Consider the following 20,556-nt stretch of genomic DNA (forward strand, 5'->3'; position numbering starts at 1 on the left):
TGGCGGAGCTTGATAAAAATCCCCAGTTAGATCAGAACGAAGGCTATAATTAAAAATCGAAAGCTGTTTTCCAGGTGCTGTTTTAAAACCGTGCCTGGAAAATGGCTTTTTTATTCACGCCCGAAACCTAGGGTTTACTGTTTACTTATAAGCTTGGCAGCAATCACCCAACAAGCAACCCCTATAAAATGAAAAAGCTACTTTGTCTGGCTATTCTGATAGTCGTCGGGCAGCAGTGGACGAAGGCTCAAATTGCAGCACCTTTCAGGGTCAACCAATCCGAATACTTCTCGCAACATGATATTGTGTACCGCTCACCGCATTACGATGGGTTTGAGGGATTTCCTTTAGGTAATGGAGATTTGGGCGGCATGCTCTGGTGCACGCCCACCGGCATCAGGATACAGGTAAATAAGGCCGATCTTCTGGACACCGCGAACACCGCCGAATCGGCTGCGCTACTCCGATCGGGCGCGCAAATACATGTTGATCTTGGAGGACCGTTCCTCGACTGGATCTATTTAAAAGATTTTGATGCAAGGCTTTCTCTATATAAGGCCCAATCTACCATACAGGCCGCTACCCCATTTGGCAAGGTTAACATAGCTTCGATAGTGTCCGCTAATAAAAATGTTTGGATCATCCATTGCACCAAAACCTCGTCCGGCGATACCATTGGAGCAACATCAGCCACCATCGGCCTGGAGCGCTGGGGTAGCCGGGGCTTTGCTTATTGGTATTCCGGGTATGGAAAAGATCCGGCAATAGGACTTGGGCAAGCAGAAACGCAGTCAGACGGAAACGTGATGTATTTGCAGGATAATTTTTCCGGGCTTAAGATGGCTATGGCTTGTACTGTTATTGGCCAGCCGGCTAAGGCCCAGGCGACTTCAAAGAAAAGAGCAGAGCTGAAAACGGCAGCTTTTGAAGACGGTGAGTTCTGGGTGATGCTGGCCGTGGCAACATCTAATGAGGCCAAAGACCCTTTGGCACATTGCAAAAAGTTACTGCAGGAAAGTAAGGACACAGGCGTAGCGGCTCTGGAAAAAGACCATGCCGATTGGTGGCAGCAGTTCTGGGATCGTTCGTTTGTTCATATTCCTGATAACTATCTTGAAAATATTTATTACCTGAAACGATATATTCTGGCGGCTTCGTCAAGAGGTCGTTATCCGGTATATTTTAACGGCGGCATTTTTACCTGGAACCATGATGTCCGTAATTGGGTTACGCCTCACCATTGGAACCAGCAACAAATGTACTGGCAGATATTGCCTTCAGGTGACGGGGACTTATTAAAAACCTACATCGATGCCTATTACAGGCTGATGCCCATTGCCGAAAAGCATGCATTGCTGCGTGGCGCGAAAAATGCCATTTTATGGAGTGAAGCACATAATTATGACGGCACAATGGCATTTTGGCAACGGGGAGATATGCTGAATAACTTTACACCAGCATCGCAGATCGCTTTGTTCTTCTGGGATTATTATAGCTATACCGGGGATGCGCAGTTCTTAAAAGACAAGGCATATCCGTTTATGAAAAAAGCGGCGGAGTTTTATCTACAGAAGTTACAATGGAACCCCGAAGCAAAGCAGTATTTTCTGCATCCGACGCAGCCGTATGAAAGCCCGGAAGCAAACAACCTTAAAAATTCGATTACTGATCTGGGCATGATCCAGGCGGTCTTCCAAAAATGTTTAAAAGCCGCACTGCTGTTGAACGTAGATAAAGCGAAACAACAGCAATGGCAAAAAGTGCTGGATCATTTATGGGTACCTCCGATGGGAAAAATGGAAGACGGTGAAGAGTTCTTGAGCGCTTATCATACAGACGGAACCGTATACCCCAAACCCGAAAACCGGGACAGGTCTCGCTCAGCCCACTTTTCAGAAAACACTTCCCTGGTATTCCCTGCCAATCAGATCGGCATCAGCGATAAAGGGACGCGCTATTACCAGGCGGCTGCGCGTGTTATACAAAATCATCCTGCATATAAAAACTCCATCACGCCAGACCCGATTGTGGCGGCTCGTTTGGGTATGGGTGATAACAGTTACCGGATGATGCAAAACTCCATCCGTGCGCTTCAACATTTTCCGCAGGGCCTGTTTTACAATATTGATCATTGGCATAAAAACAGCCGGTATGTGGACTCACTAAAAGAACCCGAGTTTTCAGCACAGCGGGATTATATATACGATTCCAGAAGCCATTACAGCAAAAACGGACATTTCTCGGGTCTCCCCACCCGCCCCTTTGTACAAATGGGTCTTGAGCCCCTGGGCGTCATTGGTGCTGCCGTCAACGAAATGTTGTTGCAAAGCCATGAAGAAATCATCAGGCTCTTCCCCGCGCTGCCGGACGAATGGCAAAACAAGCCTGTTGCATTCACGCTTTGGGCAAGGAAGGGTTTTCGTGTTTCCGCGCACAAAGACAGCATAGGCCAGGTAGGACCCGTACAGGTGTACAGTGCGCTAGGCAACGATTGTGTACTACTTGCACCATGGGGTAACGACGCGTTTAACGTTTATGATGCAGCTGGGAAAATAGTCCGCTATAAAAATAGCAACGGAATAATACATTTCTCTACAAAAGCTCAGCAAACCTACACACTGGTTCCGCAGCATGGTCAAGCCTGGCCCACACGGGTGTTCACGGCTGAAAAGAACAAGAATATCAAAGAATACAGAGAAGCGATCCTGGGAAAGGTGCGTGACTTTTAACCGTAACACCAGTCAGATAAAGACATAATTAAATAATGCAGGTGATTAAACACCTGCTTTGCTAACCGATCGCACCAGCTTCTAATGATGAGCTTGTTAAAGCGCAGCTATCCTCCACTCGTTTGCACAAACGATTGCACACTCATTCATGCCATTTAATCTTTAACTTTAAGAATAGGTGTGTAAAAACTATTTGGCTAACGCTTTACCATAAATGCTCATTGAGCGCTTTTCAGTCGGAAAATAAACTTGAAATCTGTCAGTTGAACCTGAAACGACACATACGAGCGGGCGATCATGTTGCCTTCAAAGAATTCTATCATCTTTGGGTGGACAGGCTATTTTCTTTCTTCCAAAAGAAAGTAAATAATAACAGCGACGCAGAAGACCTGGTACAGCAAACTTTTATCAGGCTGTGGCAATACCGCAACACGCTTTCAGACCACCATCTGATGGAAACCATGCTGTTCCAGAATGCGCGGATGGTGCTCATCGACTGGCTTCGCACAAAAGCGCGTGAGCGCAAACGCCAACTGGCAGCAGCCAATTGCTACCAGGATACACTTGTCAGCGCACAACGAGATTATACCGAACTCCAGGCGGCTCTTAAGCGCCTGCCGCCCGCACGCCAAAACGCCATCCGGCTGAGCCACCTTGAGGGATACAGCTATAAAGAGATCGCCTCACAAATGAACATCTCTGTAAAAACCGTAGAGAATCACGTTCGCCTGGCTTTAATCCAACTGCGCAGAGTTTTAATTCCCGTCGTCATATTATTCTTTTAAAATTTTTTGCAACTGCTTGGGGGTTTTTTCAATTACTCGCGTAATACTAGATGATTTATGGACGAGCAAGTCACAACGTTGATGATTCAACGCTTCTTCAACAACGAATGTACTGAAGCAGAAGCCCGGCAGGTGGCTTCTTACCTGAAAGCACATCCGGACGTGTTGAAAGCCTGTCTGCCGGACGAAGCGCTGTATCAGGCCGAAGGGACGGAAGGATTGGCAGGCGTTGACAAAGATCGGTTGCTGGACAAGATCACGAGCCATGTTGACGCCCAAAGAAGGAGCATCTTTTTTAAACGGGTTGGAATTGCTGCAGCCTTGTTATGTGGAATATTGTTGCTCGGTCAATGGGCGTTTAGCGATTTCAGTGAAAAGAGCAGAACGGTTGCTTCTTCAGAAAACCTGCGGCTTAAGCAACGATTGGGCAACCCCACCGGCAAACCCAGAATAGTGCGGCTGCCAGATGGATCCAACGTTTCATTAATGCCGGGGGCCGTGATTGAGTTTGCTGAAAAGTTCAGGGAAGACCGGAACATCCATTTAACAGGAAAGGCTTTTTTCGAAGTCGCGCACGATCCGGAACATCCATTTACTGTCGCTGCTAATGGCATTCACACTACTGCTTTGGGTACGCAATTTTGGGTGGATGACAACAGACGGCAAAGCATAGTTGAAGTTAGCCTCGTACAAGGCCGTGTGGTGGTTGACACGAAAGAAGAAGTAAATATGAAAAAGGTTTTCCTGACACCAGGACAGCAGCTGCGCATTGACTTAAAAGCAGCAACAACGTTGCTTTCTTCACCGGCGCGTCAACAAAAGCCAGTCGCATCAGCGGATTCGAACAGTAACAAAAGGGCGATACCAAAGGATAGTGAAGGGAAGAAAGGCCAGGTTAAATGGACCGAAGTCGAATATGCGTTCTCTAATCAATCGTTGATGCACGTGTTCAGGCGCATTGAAAAGAGATATGGGGTAACGATTGCTTTCGCGGATCCTGAGATCGGAACATTCAGATTTACCGGAAAAATTATGTACGATGATTCGCTTGATCTGGTATTGAAACATCTCTGTCAGTTGTACGATCTGCAGTACACTCAGAAAGAGAACAATATCATGATCGAAAAAACATCCGGGAAATAAAATATAAATACACTTGTTATACCGCCCGCTGCTGCAACGCAATAGACGTCAGCAACGGCACCGCCGTATTTCTGTGTCGGACACCAAAAGACATTATCATTGTTCAACAATTAAACCTCGATTAAATGCAATCAAAGCCTAATTTTTTATTCTTGCTGTTGCTGCTATGTTGCACGATGCAAGCCATGTCGCAAACAGTGCAGGTCCCCGGGTTGGTACTTTCCAAATCAGGCGAGCCGCTCCGGGGCGCATCAGTAAGGATCGTAGACGTTCAAAGTAACGAAACTACTAATCTCATTACCGATGCAAACGGGGCGTTCAAGCCGACGATGAGAGAGGGTCGTCCCTACCATTTGTATTTCACTTTCATTGGCTACAACCCCGATTCGTTAATGAATTTTTCTGTCGGAGCCAATGAAAAAAGCAGTATTATGATGCGCCTGTCTGCGGCAGACGGACAAATGGATGAAGTCGTTGTTGTAGGTTATGGCACGCAAAAGAAATCTCAACTGATCGGCTCGGTGGCCCAGGTGGATGGCGAGCAGATCAATAACCGATCGGTGCCCCAGCTCTCCCAGGCGCTTACCGGACAGATGCCGGGTGTGACCATCATTCAGCGTTCCGGACAGCCCGGTAATAGCGGCGGGAATATCCGGGTGAGGGGTGTCGGCTCTTTTGGAAGCGACCCTTCTGCATTGATACTGGTAGATGGGATTCCGGCCAATTCGCTCGATGAGATCAATCCGAACGACGTCGAAGCGGTGTCCGTGTTGAAGGACGCATCCTCGGCCGCAATCTACGGAGCGCGTGCAGCCAATGGTGTTATCCTGGTTACCACAAAGACGGGCAGTGGCAATGGTAAACTCAATATCAATTACAGCGGTTATGTGGGCGTCCAACGTGCCACCGAATATCCCGAACAAGTCCCGTCCTGGGAGTATGCCACCCTGATCAACGAAGCGGAGCCGAATACTTACACACAGGAAGAAATTCAAAAGTTCCGCGACGGAAGTGATCCGGATAAATATGCAGATATCAATTACGTAGACCGACTGTTCCGCAAATCTTTTTCACAGACCGCCCACAATCTTTCTATCTCTAATAAAACAGCTAACACAAAGTACCAGCTTTCCTTTGGCTATTTGTACCAAAACGGGATCGTTGAAAAGAATAATTACAACCGGTACAACCTGCGCATGAACATGGTCAACACAATCGCGCGGAATATAAAACTGACTACAAGATTGGCAGGCATGCAGTTCATCGATAACCAACCAGCGCCGCCCGCCACGCTGGACTTTGATGACATGGTGACCCTGATCGGTCAGATCATCCGCTACCCGTCCTATTTCCCGGCTGAACTGTCTAACGGGGATTGGGGGCTCGGCAATGCCAATTCTGGTACACCGATATCTTTCCTCGCAAGTGAATCGTTCTATAAGAACAAGGGGCAAGAGCTGCTGGTCAACGTACGTGCCGATTGGGATATTATCAAAGACCTGAAATTTTCAGTGATCGGAGGCTATACTTACGCTGGAAATGCTTCGCAGCGGTTCCTGGCCAATCAAAAGCTGAATGCCAACCTGACCATTGGTCCGGGCAACCTCAGGCAGAACAACCTGGCCAACTATTACAAAACATTACAGCAATTACTGGAATACACAAAAAATCTGGGAGACCACGAGATCAGTGTGCTGGCCGGTCACTCCTTCGAAGAAAACCGATTGGAGACATCCGAAGCTTACCGCGGTGGTTTTGTCAACAACCAGCTCACTCAGTTAGACGCAGGAGATGCCGCTACCCAGACCAATAGGGGAACCGCCGGCGAATGGGCGCTGGACTCGTATTTCGGAAGACTGCGTTATAGCTTCAAAAATAAATACCTGGTAGAAGGGGTTTTACGGCATGACGGATCCTCCAGGTTTCCGCCAGACCTCAAGTATGCTACTTTCCCCGGTGTAGCCGTGGGTTGGCGCTTATCCAATGAATCATTCTTTAAAAAGGTACTGCCTTGGATCAATGACCTGAAGCTGAAAGCTTCCTACGGAACGCTCGGTAATCAAAACATCGGGAACTACCCTTATCAAAGCGTTCTGGCACCTGGTTTCAACTATCCGATCGGCAGCGGCATTCTTTCCGGTGCAGCACTTGATACACTTGTAGACAATACCATCCGCTGGGAATCGACCCGCACAAAGGACATCGGTATTGAATTGACCACGCTGAACAGGAAATTGTCCCTCAGCGCGAACTACTTCGACCGTTATACCTACGATATTCTTGTGAGTCCCGGAAGCAGTGTTTCGAGTGTATTAGGGTTTGGCGTGGGCGTTAGAAACTCCGGATCGCTGAGCAATAAAGGTTGGGAATTTACGGCGGCGTACAGAGATAATGTGGGCGAATTCAATTATCGCGCAGATGCAAACTTCTCCATCATTAATAATAAAGTGCTGAGCCTGGGTGTTGGAAATGTTAACCAACCCAATGGACTGGTGGGCAACGGTACTGACCTGTTTATCGGGTATCCTTCTAATGCCTATTACGGACTGGTTGCCGATGGCCTGTTTACGGACCAGGCTGATATCGATGCCTACGCAAAACAGACTTCCAGCATTAACCCGGCCGTACAGCCCGGCGATATCCGGTACAAGGACATATCAGGACCGAACGGCGTACCTGACGGCCAGGTGGACCTCACTTACGACCGGACCATCATCGGCAGCACCATTCCTAAATATACTTACGGCCTCAACCTCGGCGGCGGCTACAAAGGGCTTGATTTTTCAGTGTTATTGCAAGGCGTTGCCGGCGTGCAGGGCAGGTTGTCTAACTATGCAGGATATGCTTTTTACGTGAGCGGAACAATTCAACGCTACCAGGCGGATGGCCGCTGGACACCGGAGAATCCCGATAGAAACGCCACCTATCCGCGTCTTGAGATCATCAGCAACTCCGGCACCGCCAACACCCGGCTCTCTTCTTTCTGGATGCTAAACGCCAGCTACATGCGGGTTAAGGCCGTGCAGTTAGGATATAACCTGCCGAAGACCATGGTCAATAAGATCGGCCTGGAGGGTGTCAGACTGTATGCAAGCGGCGAAAACTTATTTACTATAAATAATTATCCTCAGGGTTGGGATCCCGAGATCAATTCGGCCGGAGCCTATTATCCGATTCTTAAGAACTACACGTTTGGGTTAAATGTCAATTTTTAACTTGTAAATCCTGAAAAATGAACTATTCTAAAACTTTATATACTTTATTATTTCCCTTGTTAATGGTTGCCTTGCTAACAACATCGGGCTGCCGTAAATACCTGGACAAGGAACCGCTCAGCGAGCTGTCAAACGAAACTTTCTGGACCAGCGAGGCCAATGCCCTGATCGCGCTTACAGGGATGTATCGCGGAAACATTCAAATGCAGAATGGAGCCGAGTTCAGTGCGACCGACTGGTGGTCTTACTATGGTCTGCTGTTTACAGAGTTCGCAACCGATAATGCATACGATCGCCGGGGCGACAACTCGGTCTTTAATTTATTAAGCAATGGTAAGCAGACCTCTTCTAATGTGATATTGGGGCAATACTGGCAAAGAAGCTACCAGCGCATTGCGCGCTGTAACTATTTTCTGGCGAACATCGACAAGACACCGATGGACGCGGCCAAAATAGAAAGGATGAGCGCTGAAGCCCGCTTTATTCGAGCCTGCCAATATTTTTACATGTCGCAATATTGGGGATCTGTACCGCTTGTGACCAAAGTGTTAACGCTTGAAGAGGCCAACACGGTGTCTAAGGCTTCCAAAGAAGAGATCGTACAATATGTCCGGGAAGAATTAACGGCTGTGGCCGCCATCTTACCCACCTGGAAGAATATTACCTCCAGCGAAACAGGAAGGGCATCACGGCAGGCCGCTTTGGCGTTCCTGGGGCGGTTGGAGTTGGCAGAAAAGAAGTACACTGCAGCAGCGGCGGCTTTCAAGGCGATTATCGACGCAGGAGACAATAATATCGATCCCAACTTTGAAAGTCTTTTCGACGGCACAAACGAGGGAAGCAGCGAGCTGATCTTTTCATCAAGATTTTTAAAGAACCTGGCACCCAATGGCGTTACGCAACATTGCCTGCCTCGCGCGCTGGGAGGATTTCATCTTCACAACCCTTTGGGCAGCCTGGTAGAGTCTTTCGAGTTTACTGATGGTTCGACCTTTTCGTATTCCGATCCGCGTTACAATCCCGGGGATGTGGGAGCTAACAGGGATCCACGTTTACGCTATACGGTCTTATACAATGGTAATACGTTTAAAGGTGTTGTGTATAAGAGTAACCCTGATGACAATAGTGCGCAGGACCGGCTTACAGCAGGTGCGCTACAGGCCACGCGCACAGGCTTCTGTATCAAAAAGTTCAATACCGGCTATACAGGTGATGTGGCCAATACAGATACAGATATTCCTGTGATCCGGTATGCAGAAGTGTTGCTTAGCTACCTGGAAGCCAAACTGGAAAACGGCGATGCGATCGATCAGGCGTTGTTAGATGCCACGATCAACAAAGTAAGAGGAAGAGCCTCAGTCAATATGCCACCGGTGACGGTGACCGATCCCTCCACGTTAAGAGTTATTATGAGACGCGAAAGAAGAAACGAGCTCGCTTTAGAAGGGATCAGGTACTGGGATATTTTACGGTGGGGCATTGGCGGGCAGGTCTTGAACGGGAAGTTTTATGGAGCGTCCTTTCCGGGCTCTGCCGCAGTTGCCACCAGGAACGGCACGGCCAACGCCGACCCGCTTAACCAAAGCAGGTGGTATGTCACCTCGAAGGCATTCCGTGTGGGTACAGATGAAAAGTGGCCCATACCACAAACGGAACAGGATATCAACCCCAACCTGAGATAACCCGCAATCAGTAAGATTAACAAAGATCCTCATGAGCTAAGAAACTCATGAGGATCTTTTATATAACAGACAATTATGTATAAGACTTAACCCCTTTGTAAAAATTCATCCCGTCAATGCATCAGGTCTGACAGTCGTTTTTCCTCCAAAACCATCCGGGATGGCTGATTGGTTTTATTTTGCCATTTGATCAGTCGGATAAATCCGTCCTCGATCTCTATGCCGGTGATATCCCCGTCCGAAAAACAACAGCAGCCCGTATTAAAATAAGTGGGTTTGATTTGGCTGTAATCTTCATTCAGTGTGTCAAATCGTTTCTTGTAAGTTTTGACTTCATCGTTGATCTTGGCGATCAACTGCTCGTCTTTATTGGTTTCAGCAAGTTTCATTTGCCTGTATAATCGCTCAATATGCGTAAGCGATTCAAAGACCGGCTGATGGGTGTGCCCCGTGATGAGTAACATATTCTTTTGCGTAGCGCTCCATTCGTACATGATCTCGTTGTGTACGGTCTTTTTATAAATATTATTGGAAGGTTCGTTGGGATTGATACGCAGATACGCCTGTAACGGCGCCCATATGCGGGCAATGAAAAACTTGGTGAACCAGTTACCATCGCTGTTAGCATCGCCCTGGTGTCCGTGCGTACAAAATATGCGAAGCGGTTTGCCCTTCACCTCGGTCGTGAGCACGGCACCTTCATATACTTTGATCTTTTGCTTATAAATATGCTCCAGCTCAAAAGATGCCAGCGGGTCATTAGCCCAGTAAAGATCGTGGTTGCCAAAGATTTTTATAAAGGCCTTTCTCGCCAGGAACCGGCCTTCCAGATCGAAAGTGTCGCGATAGGCTTTCTTCACCTGCCAGAACAGGTTCTCCCACAGCTCTTCGCAATCACCCAGGCCGACAAGACAGAAATCCTTTTTGTAATAATAATCAAGCGCCGCGAGGTAACTCGCTTCGGCAACCGTAAAGTCATCAGCGCCATTCCGATTGCCTTTGTGCTGATCAGAAAATATAATGAACCTCCCTCCGAACTCTTCGAAAGTCAACACAGGCCCTTTCTTTCCTGGCTCGGTGATGATATGCTCATACAGCCTTGTCAGCGCGTCGTAAATCTTGACCTTATCCGGTCGGGATGCAAACTTTTCCGACGCCCATAATATGGGACGTCGAAATAAGTATTGCAAAAATTTACGCATCGACTGCAAAAAAATTAAACCGCTTTGTTGGGAACAAGGCGACCCGAAATGGAAGGATTTTAATAAATGTAAGGTGTTAAGGGTGCTCTCCGAAAGATCAGCTTTAAGCGACAGTAATTAAATTACTGTTCTCACTAATACACAGGGCCATAACGCAATTTGTTGCGTTTAGAGGATCCATTGTTCGGATAAATAATATCATGCGCCACCTCATATCCTTCTTCTGCGGCCTGCAGCAATCTCCGCTGGGTTCTTTTATCGCGTAACTTGATCGCTACGGTCGTAGCCGCAGCGCCAAGCAACACCAATCCAATTAAGCCAAAAGTACACTTCTTCATTCTATAATCATTTTAACTAAATAAACTATCTTGATACGGCAAGTAATACAAATATTGTGTTTAAAACGGGCATTGATTTTAAGCAAATTATATACCGGTTTAGCTCTATAACAAATTTACTTAAAAAAGTTTTTAGGCACGCTTTAAAATAACCAATTTTTAAGGAGTTGAAAGAGCTGTTTATGGCCACTCACCGGAGGGCCCGCTCCTAGCGCTTCTGCGCAAATAACCAATCCATTAGACCGGGCTGAGCGAAGGTAGCGTCCCAGCTGTTGTGGTTCGCTTCGGGAAATAATGTAAACTTAACATTAACGCGATCCTTTTTCATGGCAGCAACCATTTCCTCCGAGTATTTGGGCAACACCACGTCGTCTTTTCCACCATGAAAAACCCACCATTTGGTGCCCCGGAGATTTTTCGCCGTAGCAGGATTAGCGCCGCCGCAGATGGGTATGGCTGCCGCAAAGGCACGAGGCATGCGGTTCACCAGCTCAAACGTGCCCATCCCTCCCATACTGAGCCCCATCACGTACATCTGGCTTTTACGGATCTTATATTGGCTGTGCAGGTCTTCGATCAACTCCATCACCATTTGCATAGGCACCGTCGGCGTACCGCCGTTAAGAAAATGAAACGCCCGGCCCTGACCAGTTTGTTTGATCTGCACATTGCTCCAAAAGGAACTTTTGCTGCATTGCGGAAAAACAACAATGGCGGGAAACCGGTGGCGGTTCTCCTTTTCAAGGAACAAGGCGCCGCCATGGGTTAATTGCTTTTCGTTGTCGTTGCCACGTTCCCCCGCACCGTGTAAAAATATCACCAACGGATAAGATTTAGATGCGTCATACCCTTCTGGCAGTAATAACCGGTAAGGCAGGGAATCGTTGTTCCTGATATAAGTATGCTTTTCATAAAGGTCTGTTTGCTGCGCCGTGAGTTGCGCCACAAAACCACTAAAGAAAAGAACAAGCAAAATTTTCAATCTCATAAAAATATTTTTAAAGTGACAAGGAGACTGTATTACAGGCTGTGACCGTTGCATGCGGATGGCTCGCCCGGCAATTTACAACGGGTTTGTTATAAAAAATCTTAATTTTTTTTTATGGGTGTTAGTCCCGGATTGGCGCTATCTTTACGGCCGGACCAATCCAACGATTGACTTATTTCATTTAGCTTAAAGAAAGATGCAAGTACAACTACCAAAAGTGATTTCAGGAACAACTTCGCTGGGCAACATTTATAAGGAAATGCCTTTTGCGGATAAAATGGCTATTGTAAAAGAATATATCGATGCCAGTCCGGACAGGCCGATGTTTGACAGCGCAGGAAAGTATGGTGCAGGCCTGGCATTGGAGGTTTTAGGCCAGTGTCTGAAAGAGCTGGGTATTCAAAAAGACCAGGTACTGATCAGTAATAAACTGGCCTGGGTACGAAAACCCCTGACCACGCCCGAACCTACATTCGAACCGGGCGTTTGGCACAATTTAAAGCACGATGCGGAACAAAAGATCAGTTATGAAGGTATTCTGCACTGCTTCGAAGACGGCAATGAATTGTTGGGTGATTACGATTCGCAATTCGCTTCCGTACACGATCCTGATGAATATTTAGCAGCGGCAAAAGATGACAGCGATTACAGGAAAAGATATGAAGATATCCTGGAAGCTTACCGCGCTTTGAATGAACTGAAAAGCAAGGGCGTGGTGGCCGGTGTGGGCATCGGTGCAAAGGATTGGCGCTCGATTGAAAAGATCTCGAAAGATGTATCGCTGGATTGGGTGATGATCGCCAACAGCTACACGATCTATAACCATCCTAAAGAACTGGTGGATTTCATTGCGACACTTCACCAGAAAAATATCACGATCATTAACTCGGCCGTGTTCCATGGCGGCTTCCTCATGGGCAGCGACTTTTTCAACTATACAGAGCTTAACAGAGAGAACCCCGAACACAAAAAATATTACGAATGGAGAGATGCTTTTAATCGCATCTGCGAGGAATACCAGGTGGAACCGCCCGCCGCGGCCATTTACTTCGGCTTGCACGTTCCGGGTATCACAAGTATAGCGTTGAATAGCAGCAATCCAAAAAGAGTCAGACATAATATTGAAATGGCCAATTCAGACATACCCGCAGCGTTCTGGCAGCGTATGAAGGAAGAAGGCCTGATTGATAAAGATTACCCTCATCTGTAGAACCCTTTTATCATTGAATGAGAACGTTAGTATGCGCCTCGCCCGGGCAGCTGGAGTATCAAGATATAGAAGCCCCCGTTCCGGAAAAAGATCACGCGCTGATAGAAGTAAAAAGAATCGGAATTTGTGGTACCGACCTTCACGCGTATGAAGGCACACAGCCTTTTTTCAACTACCCCCGTATCCTGGGACATGAATTGTCGGGAACATTGGTTGATGTTGATAACGCCCCCGGCGTTACTAAAGGTAACGCCGTTTCGATCATGCCCTATTTCAGCTGCGGCACCTGCATTGCCTGTCGCCGCGGAAAGCCCAACTGTTGCACGGACATCCAGGTTTTTGGTGTTCATATCGATGGCGGCATGAAAGAGTATATCAAGGTACCTTCCAAATATTTATTAGACGGAGCGGGCTTAAGTTTTGATGAACTGGCGCTTGTGGAGCCGCTCGCCATTGGAGCACATGGTGTTCGCCGCGCTGCGATAGATGATGGCGATTTTGTATTGGTCATCGGTGCCGGCCCCATTGGTTTGGGGACCATGGAGTTTGCCCGCATTGCCGGTGCCAAAGTGATTGCGCTGGATGTCAACCCGCAAAGGCTCCAGTTCTGCAAGGACCATCTGAATGTGCACGCGACGGTTAATGCCAAAGACAGCGATGTAGCGGATCAGATCCGGGAGATTACTCTGGGTGACATGCCCACTTCAGTGATTGACGCTACTGGAAACCTTGGCGCCATTAATAACGGAATCAACTATCTGGCGCATGGAGGCAACTATGTGCTGATCGGATTGCAAAAGCAGCCGTTTTCTTTCAGCCATCCGGAGTTTCACAAGCGCGAAACCACGCTGATGAGCAGCCGCAATGCCACCCGTGAGGATTTTGAACACGTGATCAATAGTATGAAGGCCGGACTGGTGAATCCGAAAACCTACATCACGCACACCGTGCCGTTTGATCAGGTTAAGGAACAATTCAAATCCTGGCTTGACCCCAAAACCGGCGTGATTAAGGCGATGGTACACCTGTAGGACAAACACCATGATGTTTATACAGATTATTATAAAAAAACATAGCTTTGACACATGAGTACGATGGCTCGCAAAAAATCTGCTAAAAAAGAACTCATTCTAAAAACAGCTGCTGCAATGTTTCGCGAGAAAGGGTTTGCCGCCAGTTCTATGCGCGACCTGGCTGAAAAGATCGGTATTGAAGCAGCCAGCCTTTACAATCATATTCAATCCAAAGCACAGATACTGGAAGAGATCATTGATGGTGTTTCTGATGAATGCCAGCTCCACCTGGACAACCTGGAAAAGTCTAAAAGCACATCGCTTGAAAAAATCGAATCGTTGATCCGCTTTCACACGAAAATGATGATGAACCGCTTCGAAGAATACTCGGTAATGGTGAGTCAGTGGATGCACCTGGAAGGCGATAAGTTGATCAGTTTTGCATCCAACCGGCGCGACTATGTTAAACGAATGGAGGCGATCGTGGAAGAAGGCGTTCTTAAAGGCGAGCTCAAATCCCTCATGCCCTACGTGGTAGTGTTAAACATCTTATCTTCTGTCCGCGGGCTGGAATTCTGGCAGCGAAGCGCTAAAAGCCATACAGCCCAGGAAATGGAAGATAATATGGTCGTGCACCTGATTGGCGGGATCAAGAAATAAGCTTGACATCAGGTCGCGTATCTCCTGTCAAGCCATAATTCATTTAGTGTTGCCAGTTAATGCGCAGATTGCGATTTCCGGTTAAAGGCGGTGGATCAATTAAACGCTTATTTCCCTTTCACCGCAAAGCTTGCCCTCATTTTCAGAAAAGTAGCGGTGGCTGATTTCAAAACGGCATTGCAATCAATCATATCATCTTTCTCGCTATAATCCAACACTACTGACAGCTCTTTCGTTTGTGTAGGGTCTACCATTTGCAGGAATTTACACTGGCTGGCTTCCGATAAGAATAATGTCTTGTGCGTCGCTTTTTCCAACAACTCCTTTACGATCTGTAGCTGGCAAACCCCCGGCAATACTGGCTGTCCGGGGAAGTGACCCTGAAAGATCGAATGCGCTTCGTTAATGACAATATCGGTGGTCAACCGGCCATCTGCCGTGTCCTGTTGCTTAATTGTGTATAGTTGATCCATCAGCATATGCCTGCAAATTTAATAGTTTATCGAGCGCCACTATCTGATAACCTTCTGCGCGCACCCATTCAATAAATTGGGGCATTACGGCTATCGTAATGGCCGCTGTATCATGAAACAGGTAAATGCTTCCGGGACTCAGGGATTTTTTTAGTTTGTCTAATAGCGCCTCTTCATCCTTCGCCACAGTGTCCATTGAACGCACATTCCAGCCGATAGAGGTATAGCCCATTTTCGCTGTTGCTCTTTTCAGATGGGGCGTTGTAACCCCGTAAGGCGGACGAAACCAGCTAATATCTGCGCCAATTTCTTTCTTAATGACCTGATGTGCTTTTTGCAGGTCTGCCAGCATCTTCTTTTCAGACATCAGATCAAACCAGAAACCATGAGAGTAACTATGGGATCCAAGCAGGTGGCCCTCCCTGTGCAATTGTTGTAACAGGTCGGGACGGCGTTCCGCATGCTTCCCAATACAGAAAAAGGTCGCATGTACGTCATATGCTTTTAATAGTTTCAGCAGTTCCGGAGTATACTGTTGCTGCGGACCATCGTCGAATGTAATAGAGATAAGCTTCTCATGAATATTTGCTTTGCAAATCGTCTTCATAAAAAACTGCGAATGCACAAAATAACTTCCGTAAAAAAGCAGGAGCAGGTACAACGCAGCGAGCAGCAGATAAGTATAAATCGGCCAGTCGTAAGTGAGGTCCAACGCAATCAATATCACCATTGCTATTGCAAAAACGATATTGGTGCTCCTGAAATTTAGCATGCCGAAAGTAAAAACAGCGAAGGGTATTGCAAGAGATAGTTGTTGTAGATCAGCAACCGTTGAACGGGCTTTTGATTAAACTGTCCGTTTTTTAAGATCTGGCTTCCCATCCATAAAGCGAACGCCACTGAAGTGGGATATTCCCCACAGTATTGCTTGTAGGTGGTATGAGGCACGTCTTTAAACAGGTCACCGACCAATGCGTTGTAATGTCCGTCTTCTCTGATGTCTCCGTTGTCTCCCGTGATCAGCAGATCCAGGTCATCAACAGACAAATGGTGCTTTTCCAAAAAAGGTCTTATCAGGTCGGCGGCATCCTTTTGAGGCTTATAAAAATTTTCATGTGCCGTCAGCTTCGCTATTGCATTGTCTCCATTGGAAGCTAATACAAAAAACGCAGCGCCTTCTCCCGCCATCGTGCCTTTGCTTTGACTCCGGATCAGAACGCGGCTTTCACCAGCCTTTTTATAAAGGCCGAAGCGTTTCAGCAGCTTATGGCTTTTGTCGGTAATTTCATCTGCTGCACCTAGTAAAACCTGATGCGCCTCGCCTTCTGCCAGCAAGGATCGGGCATCTGTCAAAGCGGCTTCAAAGGATGAGCCCCGATGTACATACGTGTTATTATAATGGTGACACTTGAGCATAAGCGCGATCTGCGCAGCAACAGTATTATGTGTTGATTGAATGAATGCAGTGGGTGACAGCAAGGTTTCTTTGAACTCGACCATGCGTGTCAAAAACTGATCCGTGTCGGTGAGACATCCGTAAGCCGTTCCGGTGATGATCGCATCCGGCATAGAGACACTCCCCTGGGCCAGTGCCTCAGAAGCAGCGGCTACGCCCATTTTTATGATGCGGCTCATCCTGCGTATTAACTTCGGATCTACATACTTGCTATAGTCGGGTTCTATGCATGCAAGTTGATCTCCCGTGTAGTTGGCCGGCGCAGTCATCATCTCATCGAAAGACCGTTGCGGCGACACAGCAGCTGCAGCTTTTATATAAACAGGATTATCGGATGTTGGCATCATATTACTTGCACAGAACTTAATGAATGATCTATGCGAATGTATATCAAAAAAACAAATCTTCTTTTCCAATTCTCCGGTAGCCGCAAAGCCTTTGCTTAGTATGCTTCAGCACGGCAATATGATCCTCCTCATCCGACAAAGCCAGTGATAAAAGCCGGTTCGCTTCCAACCTTTCCGCATGTTGTTTGTTGACATAAAAAAACAGAAAGCATGAACAAGCCCCTCTTATTAGTTCTTTTAATGATATCATTGTTTCGGGCCGAAGCTCAGACACAGAAAACAAGCAAAGAGGCTGAAGACAGTGTATATATTGAAGAAGTTGAAAAAGGGGAACAACCCGCAAAAGTATTGCATGCAGAACCGCTGTATATTGACCTGATCCGCGACCTCGGAGCGCGTAAAGGGGAAAAGGAATGGAACGTGGGACTGGGATTGACTGACAAGAACCATTATGATGAGTATGAAGCGCTGATCGAATATGAGTTTGCGCCGGTAGACCGCCTGGGCTTTGAAGTTGAATTGCCCTTTACGCTCTATTCAACCAATGCAGGAAACACCACTCCGGGCAATAAACTCAACAGCGTTAAACTGGCTACGCAATACACGTTCCTGGTATCAGAAAAATCGAGCACCAGCCTGGCACTGGGATATATTCACGAATTTGAACTGACCGATTTTAAGAACTACGGGAAAGAGCCTGTTTACAGCGGAAATGTGTTCAATCCGTTCTTTATCGCGGCAAAAAGATGGGGCAACAATTTTCATACGTTGTTATATACAGGCCCCGCCATAGCACGCCACTTCCACCATAGCGGGACGCTTACCAGCTGGCAGATCAATAGTAACTTTCATTACATGATCCCTGGCACGAGAAATTTTATCGGGCTTGAGCTCAATAAAAGCGTGGAGCAGGGAAACTTCGACATGACGCTTCGTCCGCAGATGAGGGTAAGTGTAGCTGACAACCTTATTGTGGGCATTGTTACAGGAATCCCTGTGAGTAAAAGTAACGAACGCCTTAGTTCTTTCTTAAGACTAATTTATGAGCCGGCCCATAAAAGGCAGGGAGGGTAATGGTCTTGTCTCGATCATGAAAAGCGCCCGAAAGCATATGGTTTTAAGCTCTTGTCTCATGCTTTTGCTCCTAAGATCAAACCTTACTAAAAACCAGTGAACTGCAGTTGCCTCCAAACCCGAAAGAGTTTGACATTACATGTCGAACCGGTGCACGTTTCAACTCCTTCACAGGAGTGAAAGGAAGTTCTTTCATAGGTGTCTCCAGGCGCAGGTTGGGAAAGATCAATTCCTCTTGTAATGATAAAAAAGAAAACACTGCTTCAATGCCTCCGCTGGCGCCCAACGTGTGGCCTGTAAAGGATTTTGTAGAGCTCATATCAGGGTAGTTCCCTTCGAACAAGGTTTTTATCGCCGTTCCCTCTGCAATATCATTATTGTTAGTGCCTGTTCCGTGAAGGTTGATATAGTCGATATCTGATGGCTGCAAGCCCGCTTTGTTCAAAGCGCCTTTCATGGCGAGCAGGTTCCCGGTTCCTTCGGGTGAAGAAGCGGTCTGATGATGTGCATCATTCGCGTTGCTCCATCCGCTCAGGACAACAGACGGCCTTGTTGCAAGCGTGGATGCTACTTGTTCCGACACCAGCACCACATACCCGGCGCCCTCTCCCAAATTTAGCCCCCGGCGGTTGTCGTCAAAGGGCTGGCAAAACTCGCTGTCTAAAATCATCAATGTATTGAACCCGTTCAATGTGAACCGGGCCAGCGCATCGGAGCCCCCTGCCACCACTACGTCTAACCGACCCTGACGGATCAGCCGAGCGCCCAAAAAGATGCTGTTGGAAGAAGAGGAACAGGCAGTACTGACGGTGGTGACAAAGTCTTTAATGCCCAGGGCATCTGCCGTTACTTCCGTTACGGCACCGCATTCGTGATGCACCACTTCCCGTAAATGCCCGCTGTTTTCGTTCTGTAAGAACGATTCGAAGAAATCCTCAGTCTTATCCATTCCTCCCACTGAGTTGGCGGATATAAACCCTGTACGCCAGTCACGCGGGTCAAGGCCTGCGCTTGCCAGCGCCTCTTTTGCGGCTACCGTGCTCAACAGCGCCGTCCTGCTGATAGTAGACGGAAGCCCCGTCACTTGTGCCAGTTGTTTATTGTCGAGCTTCACTTCAGCCACCGGCAATGTTCCCTGGTGCGTCGAATTCAGGCGGCGCATCACATCCATACCGGCTTGCCCGGACGTCAGCGCAGCGAGGTTCTCTGCCACGTTATTACCAATGGCTGATATCACACCGGCGCCTGCTATGTAAACGTTTGAAGGCATTAGTTAGCAGCTCCCGCTTGCTGTTCAAGAATATAATCCGCCATTGTAGTTACAGAACGGAAGATCGTCTGTCCTTCCTCTGCACTTTTTAGTTTAATGTTATACTCCTGCTGTAATAATACGATCAGTTCTAACGCATCAATAGAATCAAGCCCCAGCCCTTCTACAAAAAGCGGATCGTCATCTTTAATATCTTCAGGCTTTTTATCTCCCAGATTCAACTGCTTTATGATCTGTTGCTTCAATTGATATATCAACTCCTTCTTATCCATCAGAATTACATTTATTTTTATTGCGGACGAGCCATTAATTACCTGGAATGTCAGATCTCTTCTCTCCTGCCCGCAAATACTTATTTAAACTTATCGGCGACCTGCTTCAGGTGCTCCGCTGTAAAATTAACACCATTCTCCTTTTCTGTTTCAACTAAAAAAAGACATGCATCATAATTTTCATCTTTAACATCGACCCAACCACAAATGCAGGCCTTGATATTTTGGTGAACCATTAATTCCGTGACATAGAAATAGAGCCAGTCAGCATCGAAGGTCTCGCTTACAAAGAAAGCATTTTCTCCTTTGAAACCGTAGCGGATGCTGATCTCTCCGATCACGATATTTGGTAAGGTATACACAAAAAGAGAAGGACTGGGAAAGGTCTTAGACGACTCGAAATAATTAAGATCCGCTTCTATGCTTGCATTGGCATTGGACAAGACGATGCCCACCTCTTCCGGGGAATACGACTGCCTGTCAAAATGTTGCAGCAGCACATGTGTAGCCGCTATGCCCATTTTGCATAAGGCGTCCATTTTATAATACTTGGGATAATCGATCTCCAGCTGGTCATACAACACCTGAAAAAAATCCTCTGTTCCTGCCGCCTTTACCAGCACATCCTGGTTATGAGAGACCGTTCTGTCGTTGATGCAGGCACATCCCGTGATATATAAATCTTTCGCTTGCAAATTG

The 20,556-nt window shown here is 47.2% G+C and carries 18 protein-coding genes; 9 read left to right on the top strand and 9 right to left on the bottom strand.

The window, feature by feature from the left end; translation table 11 throughout:
* Nucleotides 1–188 precede the first annotated feature (188 nt).
* The 5 genes from ACU37H_RS10455 (at nt 189) to ACU37H_RS10475 (ending at nt 9,554) form a co-directional block, all read left to right on the top strand.
* Nucleotides 189–2,729 carry a glycosyl hydrolase family 95 catalytic domain-containing protein gene (locus tag ACU37H_RS10455; RefSeq protein ID WP_472701571.1) on the top strand — a complete coding sequence of 847 codons (2,541 nt, stop codon included), beginning with the start codon at nt 189–191 and terminating at the stop codon, nt 2,727–2,729.
* A gap of 263 nt (nt 2,730–2,992) precedes the next feature.
* Nucleotides 2,993–3,514: an RNA polymerase sigma factor gene (locus ACU37H_RS10460; protein ID WP_472701570.1), complete on the top strand. Its 522-nt coding sequence runs from the start codon at nt 2,993–2,995 to the stop codon at nt 3,512–3,514.
* 57 nt (nt 3,515–3,571) lie between these two features.
* The gene (locus tag ACU37H_RS10465) at nt 3,572–4,657 is read left to right on the top strand and encodes a FecR family protein (protein WP_472701569.1); all 1,086 of its coding nucleotides are present in this window, start codon (nt 3,572–3,574) and stop codon (nt 4,655–4,657) included.
* Between the two features lie 125 nt (nt 4,658–4,782).
* Nucleotides 4,783–7,872 carry a SusC/RagA family TonB-linked outer membrane protein gene (locus ACU37H_RS10470; RefSeq protein ID WP_472701568.1) on the top strand — a complete coding sequence of 1,030 codons (3,090 nt, stop codon included), beginning with the start codon at nt 4,783–4,785 and terminating at the stop codon, nt 7,870–7,872.
* Between the two features lie 17 nt (nt 7,873–7,889).
* Complete coding sequence (locus ACU37H_RS10475; RefSeq protein ID WP_472701567.1) at nt 7,890–9,554, top strand: RagB/SusD family nutrient uptake outer membrane protein; 1,665 nt, start codon at nt 7,890–7,892, stop codon at nt 9,552–9,554.
* A gap of 113 nt (nt 9,555–9,667) precedes the next feature.
* Here ACU37H_RS10475 and ACU37H_RS10480 read toward each other — a convergent pair whose 3' ends face one another.
* The 3 genes from ACU37H_RS10480 to ACU37H_RS10490 form a co-directional block, all read right to left on the bottom strand.
* Nucleotides 9,668–10,756, bottom strand: a complete 1,089-nt coding sequence (locus ACU37H_RS10480; protein ID WP_472701566.1) for a metallophosphoesterase — start codon at nt 10,754–10,756, stop codon at nt 9,668–9,670.
* Between the two features lie 134 nt (nt 10,757–10,890).
* On the bottom strand, nt 10,891–11,094 hold the full coding sequence (locus tag ACU37H_RS10485) for a hypothetical protein (protein WP_472701565.1): 204 nt from the start codon (nt 11,092–11,094) through the stop codon (nt 10,891–10,893).
* 208 nt (nt 11,095–11,302) lie between these two features.
* Nucleotides 11,303–12,082, bottom strand: coding sequence for a carboxylesterase family protein (locus ACU37H_RS10490; RefSeq protein WP_472701564.1), 780 nt, complete (start codon nt 12,080–12,082; stop codon nt 11,303–11,305).
* A 196-nt stretch (nt 12,083–12,278) separates the two neighbouring features.
* Here ACU37H_RS10490 and ACU37H_RS10495 point away from each other — a divergent pair, with 196 nt between their 5' ends.
* From ACU37H_RS10495 to ACU37H_RS10505, 3 genes are all read left to right on the top strand, one after another.
* Nucleotides 12,279–13,292, top strand: coding sequence for an aldo/keto reductase (locus ACU37H_RS10495; RefSeq protein ID WP_472701563.1), 1,014 nt, complete (start codon nt 12,279–12,281; stop codon nt 13,290–13,292).
* 17 nt (nt 13,293–13,309) lie between these two features.
* Entirely contained in the window at nt 13,310–14,323 is a 1,014-nt protein-coding gene (locus ACU37H_RS10500; protein WP_472701562.1) for a zinc-binding alcohol dehydrogenase family protein, read from the top strand.
* A 63-nt stretch (nt 14,324–14,386) separates the two neighbouring features.
* Entirely contained in the window at nt 14,387–14,965 is a 579-nt protein-coding gene (locus ACU37H_RS10505) for a TetR/AcrR family transcriptional regulator (RefSeq protein WP_494407538.1), read from the top strand.
* 107 nt (nt 14,966–15,072) lie between these two features.
* Here ACU37H_RS10505 and ACU37H_RS10510 read toward each other — a convergent pair whose 3' ends face one another.
* Genes ACU37H_RS10510 through ACU37H_RS10520 form a run of 3 tightly spaced genes read right to left on the bottom strand, consistent with a single transcriptional unit; the run spans nt 15,073 to nt 17,241 of the window.
* Nucleotides 15,073–15,438: an ApeI family dehydratase gene (locus tag ACU37H_RS10510; protein ID WP_472701560.1), complete on the bottom strand. Its 366-nt coding sequence runs from the start codon at nt 15,436–15,438 to the stop codon at nt 15,073–15,075.
* Nucleotides 15,416–16,210, bottom strand: coding sequence for a polysaccharide deacetylase family protein (locus ACU37H_RS10515; protein ID WP_472701559.1), 795 nt, complete (start codon nt 16,208–16,210; stop codon nt 15,416–15,418). The genes ACU37H_RS10510 and ACU37H_RS10515 overlap by 23 nt, the downstream gene beginning before the upstream one ends.
* Nucleotides 16,204–17,241, bottom strand: a complete 1,038-nt coding sequence (locus ACU37H_RS10520) for a beta-ketoacyl synthase chain length factor (protein ID WP_472701558.1) — start codon at nt 17,239–17,241, stop codon at nt 16,204–16,206. The genes ACU37H_RS10515 and ACU37H_RS10520 overlap by 7 nt, the downstream gene beginning before the upstream one ends.
* Before the next feature lie 210 nt (nt 17,242–17,451).
* Between ACU37H_RS10520 and ACU37H_RS10525 the strand changes: the two genes are divergently transcribed.
* Nucleotides 17,452–18,315 carry an HAEPLYID family protein gene (locus tag ACU37H_RS10525; protein ID WP_472701557.1) on the top strand — a complete coding sequence of 288 codons (864 nt, stop codon included), beginning with the start codon at nt 17,452–17,454 and terminating at the stop codon, nt 18,313–18,315.
* A gap of 76 nt (nt 18,316–18,391) precedes the next feature.
* Here ACU37H_RS10525 and ACU37H_RS10530 read toward each other — a convergent pair whose 3' ends face one another.
* The 3 genes from ACU37H_RS10530 to ACU37H_RS10540 all read right to left on the bottom strand — a co-directional run bounded on the left by ACU37H_RS10530 (nt 18,392) and on the right by ACU37H_RS10540 (nt 20,552).
* Nucleotides 18,392–19,585 (bottom strand): beta-ketoacyl-[acyl-carrier-protein] synthase family protein, encoded by a 1,194-nt coding sequence (locus ACU37H_RS10530; RefSeq protein ID WP_472701555.1) that lies wholly within the window; start codon nt 19,583–19,585, stop codon nt 18,392–18,394.
* The gene (locus tag ACU37H_RS10535; RefSeq protein ID WP_472701554.1) at nt 19,585–19,857 is read right to left on the bottom strand and encodes a phosphopantetheine-binding protein; all 273 of its coding nucleotides are present in this window, start codon (nt 19,855–19,857) and stop codon (nt 19,585–19,587) included. Before ACU37H_RS10535 ends, ACU37H_RS10530 begins: the two co-directional genes overlap by 1 nt.
* Nucleotides 19,858–19,937: 80 nt before the next feature.
* Nucleotides 19,938–20,552: a beta-ketoacyl-[acyl-carrier-protein] synthase family protein gene (locus tag ACU37H_RS10540; protein ID WP_472701553.1), complete on the bottom strand. Its 615-nt coding sequence runs from the start codon at nt 20,550–20,552 to the stop codon at nt 19,938–19,940.
* Nucleotides 20,553–20,556 lie beyond the last annotated feature (4 nt).

The organism is Niabella sp. ZPM-14 (genome assembly GCF_055693045.2).

Coding starts and splice junctions, on each gene's coding strand:
- ACU37H_RS10455 (WP_472701571.1), top strand. CDS start 189: ATGAAAAAGCTACTTTGTCTGGCTATTCTGATAGTCGTCGGGCAGCAG.
- ACU37H_RS10465 (WP_472701569.1), top strand. CDS start 3,572: ATGGACGAGCAAGTCACAACGTTGATGATTCAACGCTTCTTCAACAAC.
- ACU37H_RS10470 (WP_472701568.1), top strand. CDS start 4,783: ATGCAATCAAAGCCTAATTTTTTATTCTTGCTGTTGCTGCTATGTTGC.
- ACU37H_RS10475 (WP_472701567.1), top strand. CDS start 7,890: ATGAACTATTCTAAAACTTTATATACTTTATTATTTCCCTTGTTAATG.
- ACU37H_RS10480 (WP_472701566.1), bottom strand. CDS start 10,756: ATGCGTAAATTTTTGCAATACTTATTTCGACGTCCCATATTATGGGCG.
- ACU37H_RS10485 (WP_472701565.1), bottom strand. CDS start 11,094: ATGAAGAAGTGTACTTTTGGCTTAATTGGATTGGTGTTGCTTGGCGCT.
- ACU37H_RS10490 (WP_472701564.1), bottom strand. CDS start 12,082: ATGAGATTGAAAATTTTGCTTGTTCTTTTCTTTAGTGGTTTTGTGGCG.
- ACU37H_RS10495 (WP_472701563.1), top strand. CDS start 12,279: ATGCAAGTACAACTACCAAAAGTGATTTCAGGAACAACTTCGCTGGGC.
- ACU37H_RS10500 (WP_472701562.1), top strand. CDS start 13,310: ATGAGAACGTTAGTATGCGCCTCGCCCGGGCAGCTGGAGTATCAAGAT.
- ACU37H_RS10505 (WP_494407538.1), top strand. CDS start 14,387: ATGGCTCGCAAAAAATCTGCTAAAAAAGAACTCATTCTAAAAACAGCT.
- ACU37H_RS10510 (WP_472701560.1), bottom strand. CDS start 15,438: ATGGATCAACTATACACAATTAAGCAACAGGACACGGCAGATGGCCGG.
- ACU37H_RS10515 (WP_472701559.1), bottom strand. CDS start 16,210: ATGCTAAATTTCAGGAGCACCAATATCGTTTTTGCAATAGCAATGGTG.
- ACU37H_RS10520 (WP_472701558.1), bottom strand. CDS start 17,241: ATGATGCCAACATCCGATAATCCTGTTTATATAAAAGCTGCAGCTGCT.
- ACU37H_RS10525 (WP_472701557.1), top strand. CDS start 17,452: ATGAACAAGCCCCTCTTATTAGTTCTTTTAATGATATCATTGTTTCGG.
- ACU37H_RS10530 (WP_472701555.1), bottom strand. CDS start 19,585: ATGCCTTCAAACGTTTACATAGCAGGCGCCGGTGTGATATCAGCCATT.
- ACU37H_RS10535 (WP_472701554.1), bottom strand. CDS start 19,857: ATGGATAAGAAGGAGTTGATATATCAATTGAAGCAACAGATCATAAAG.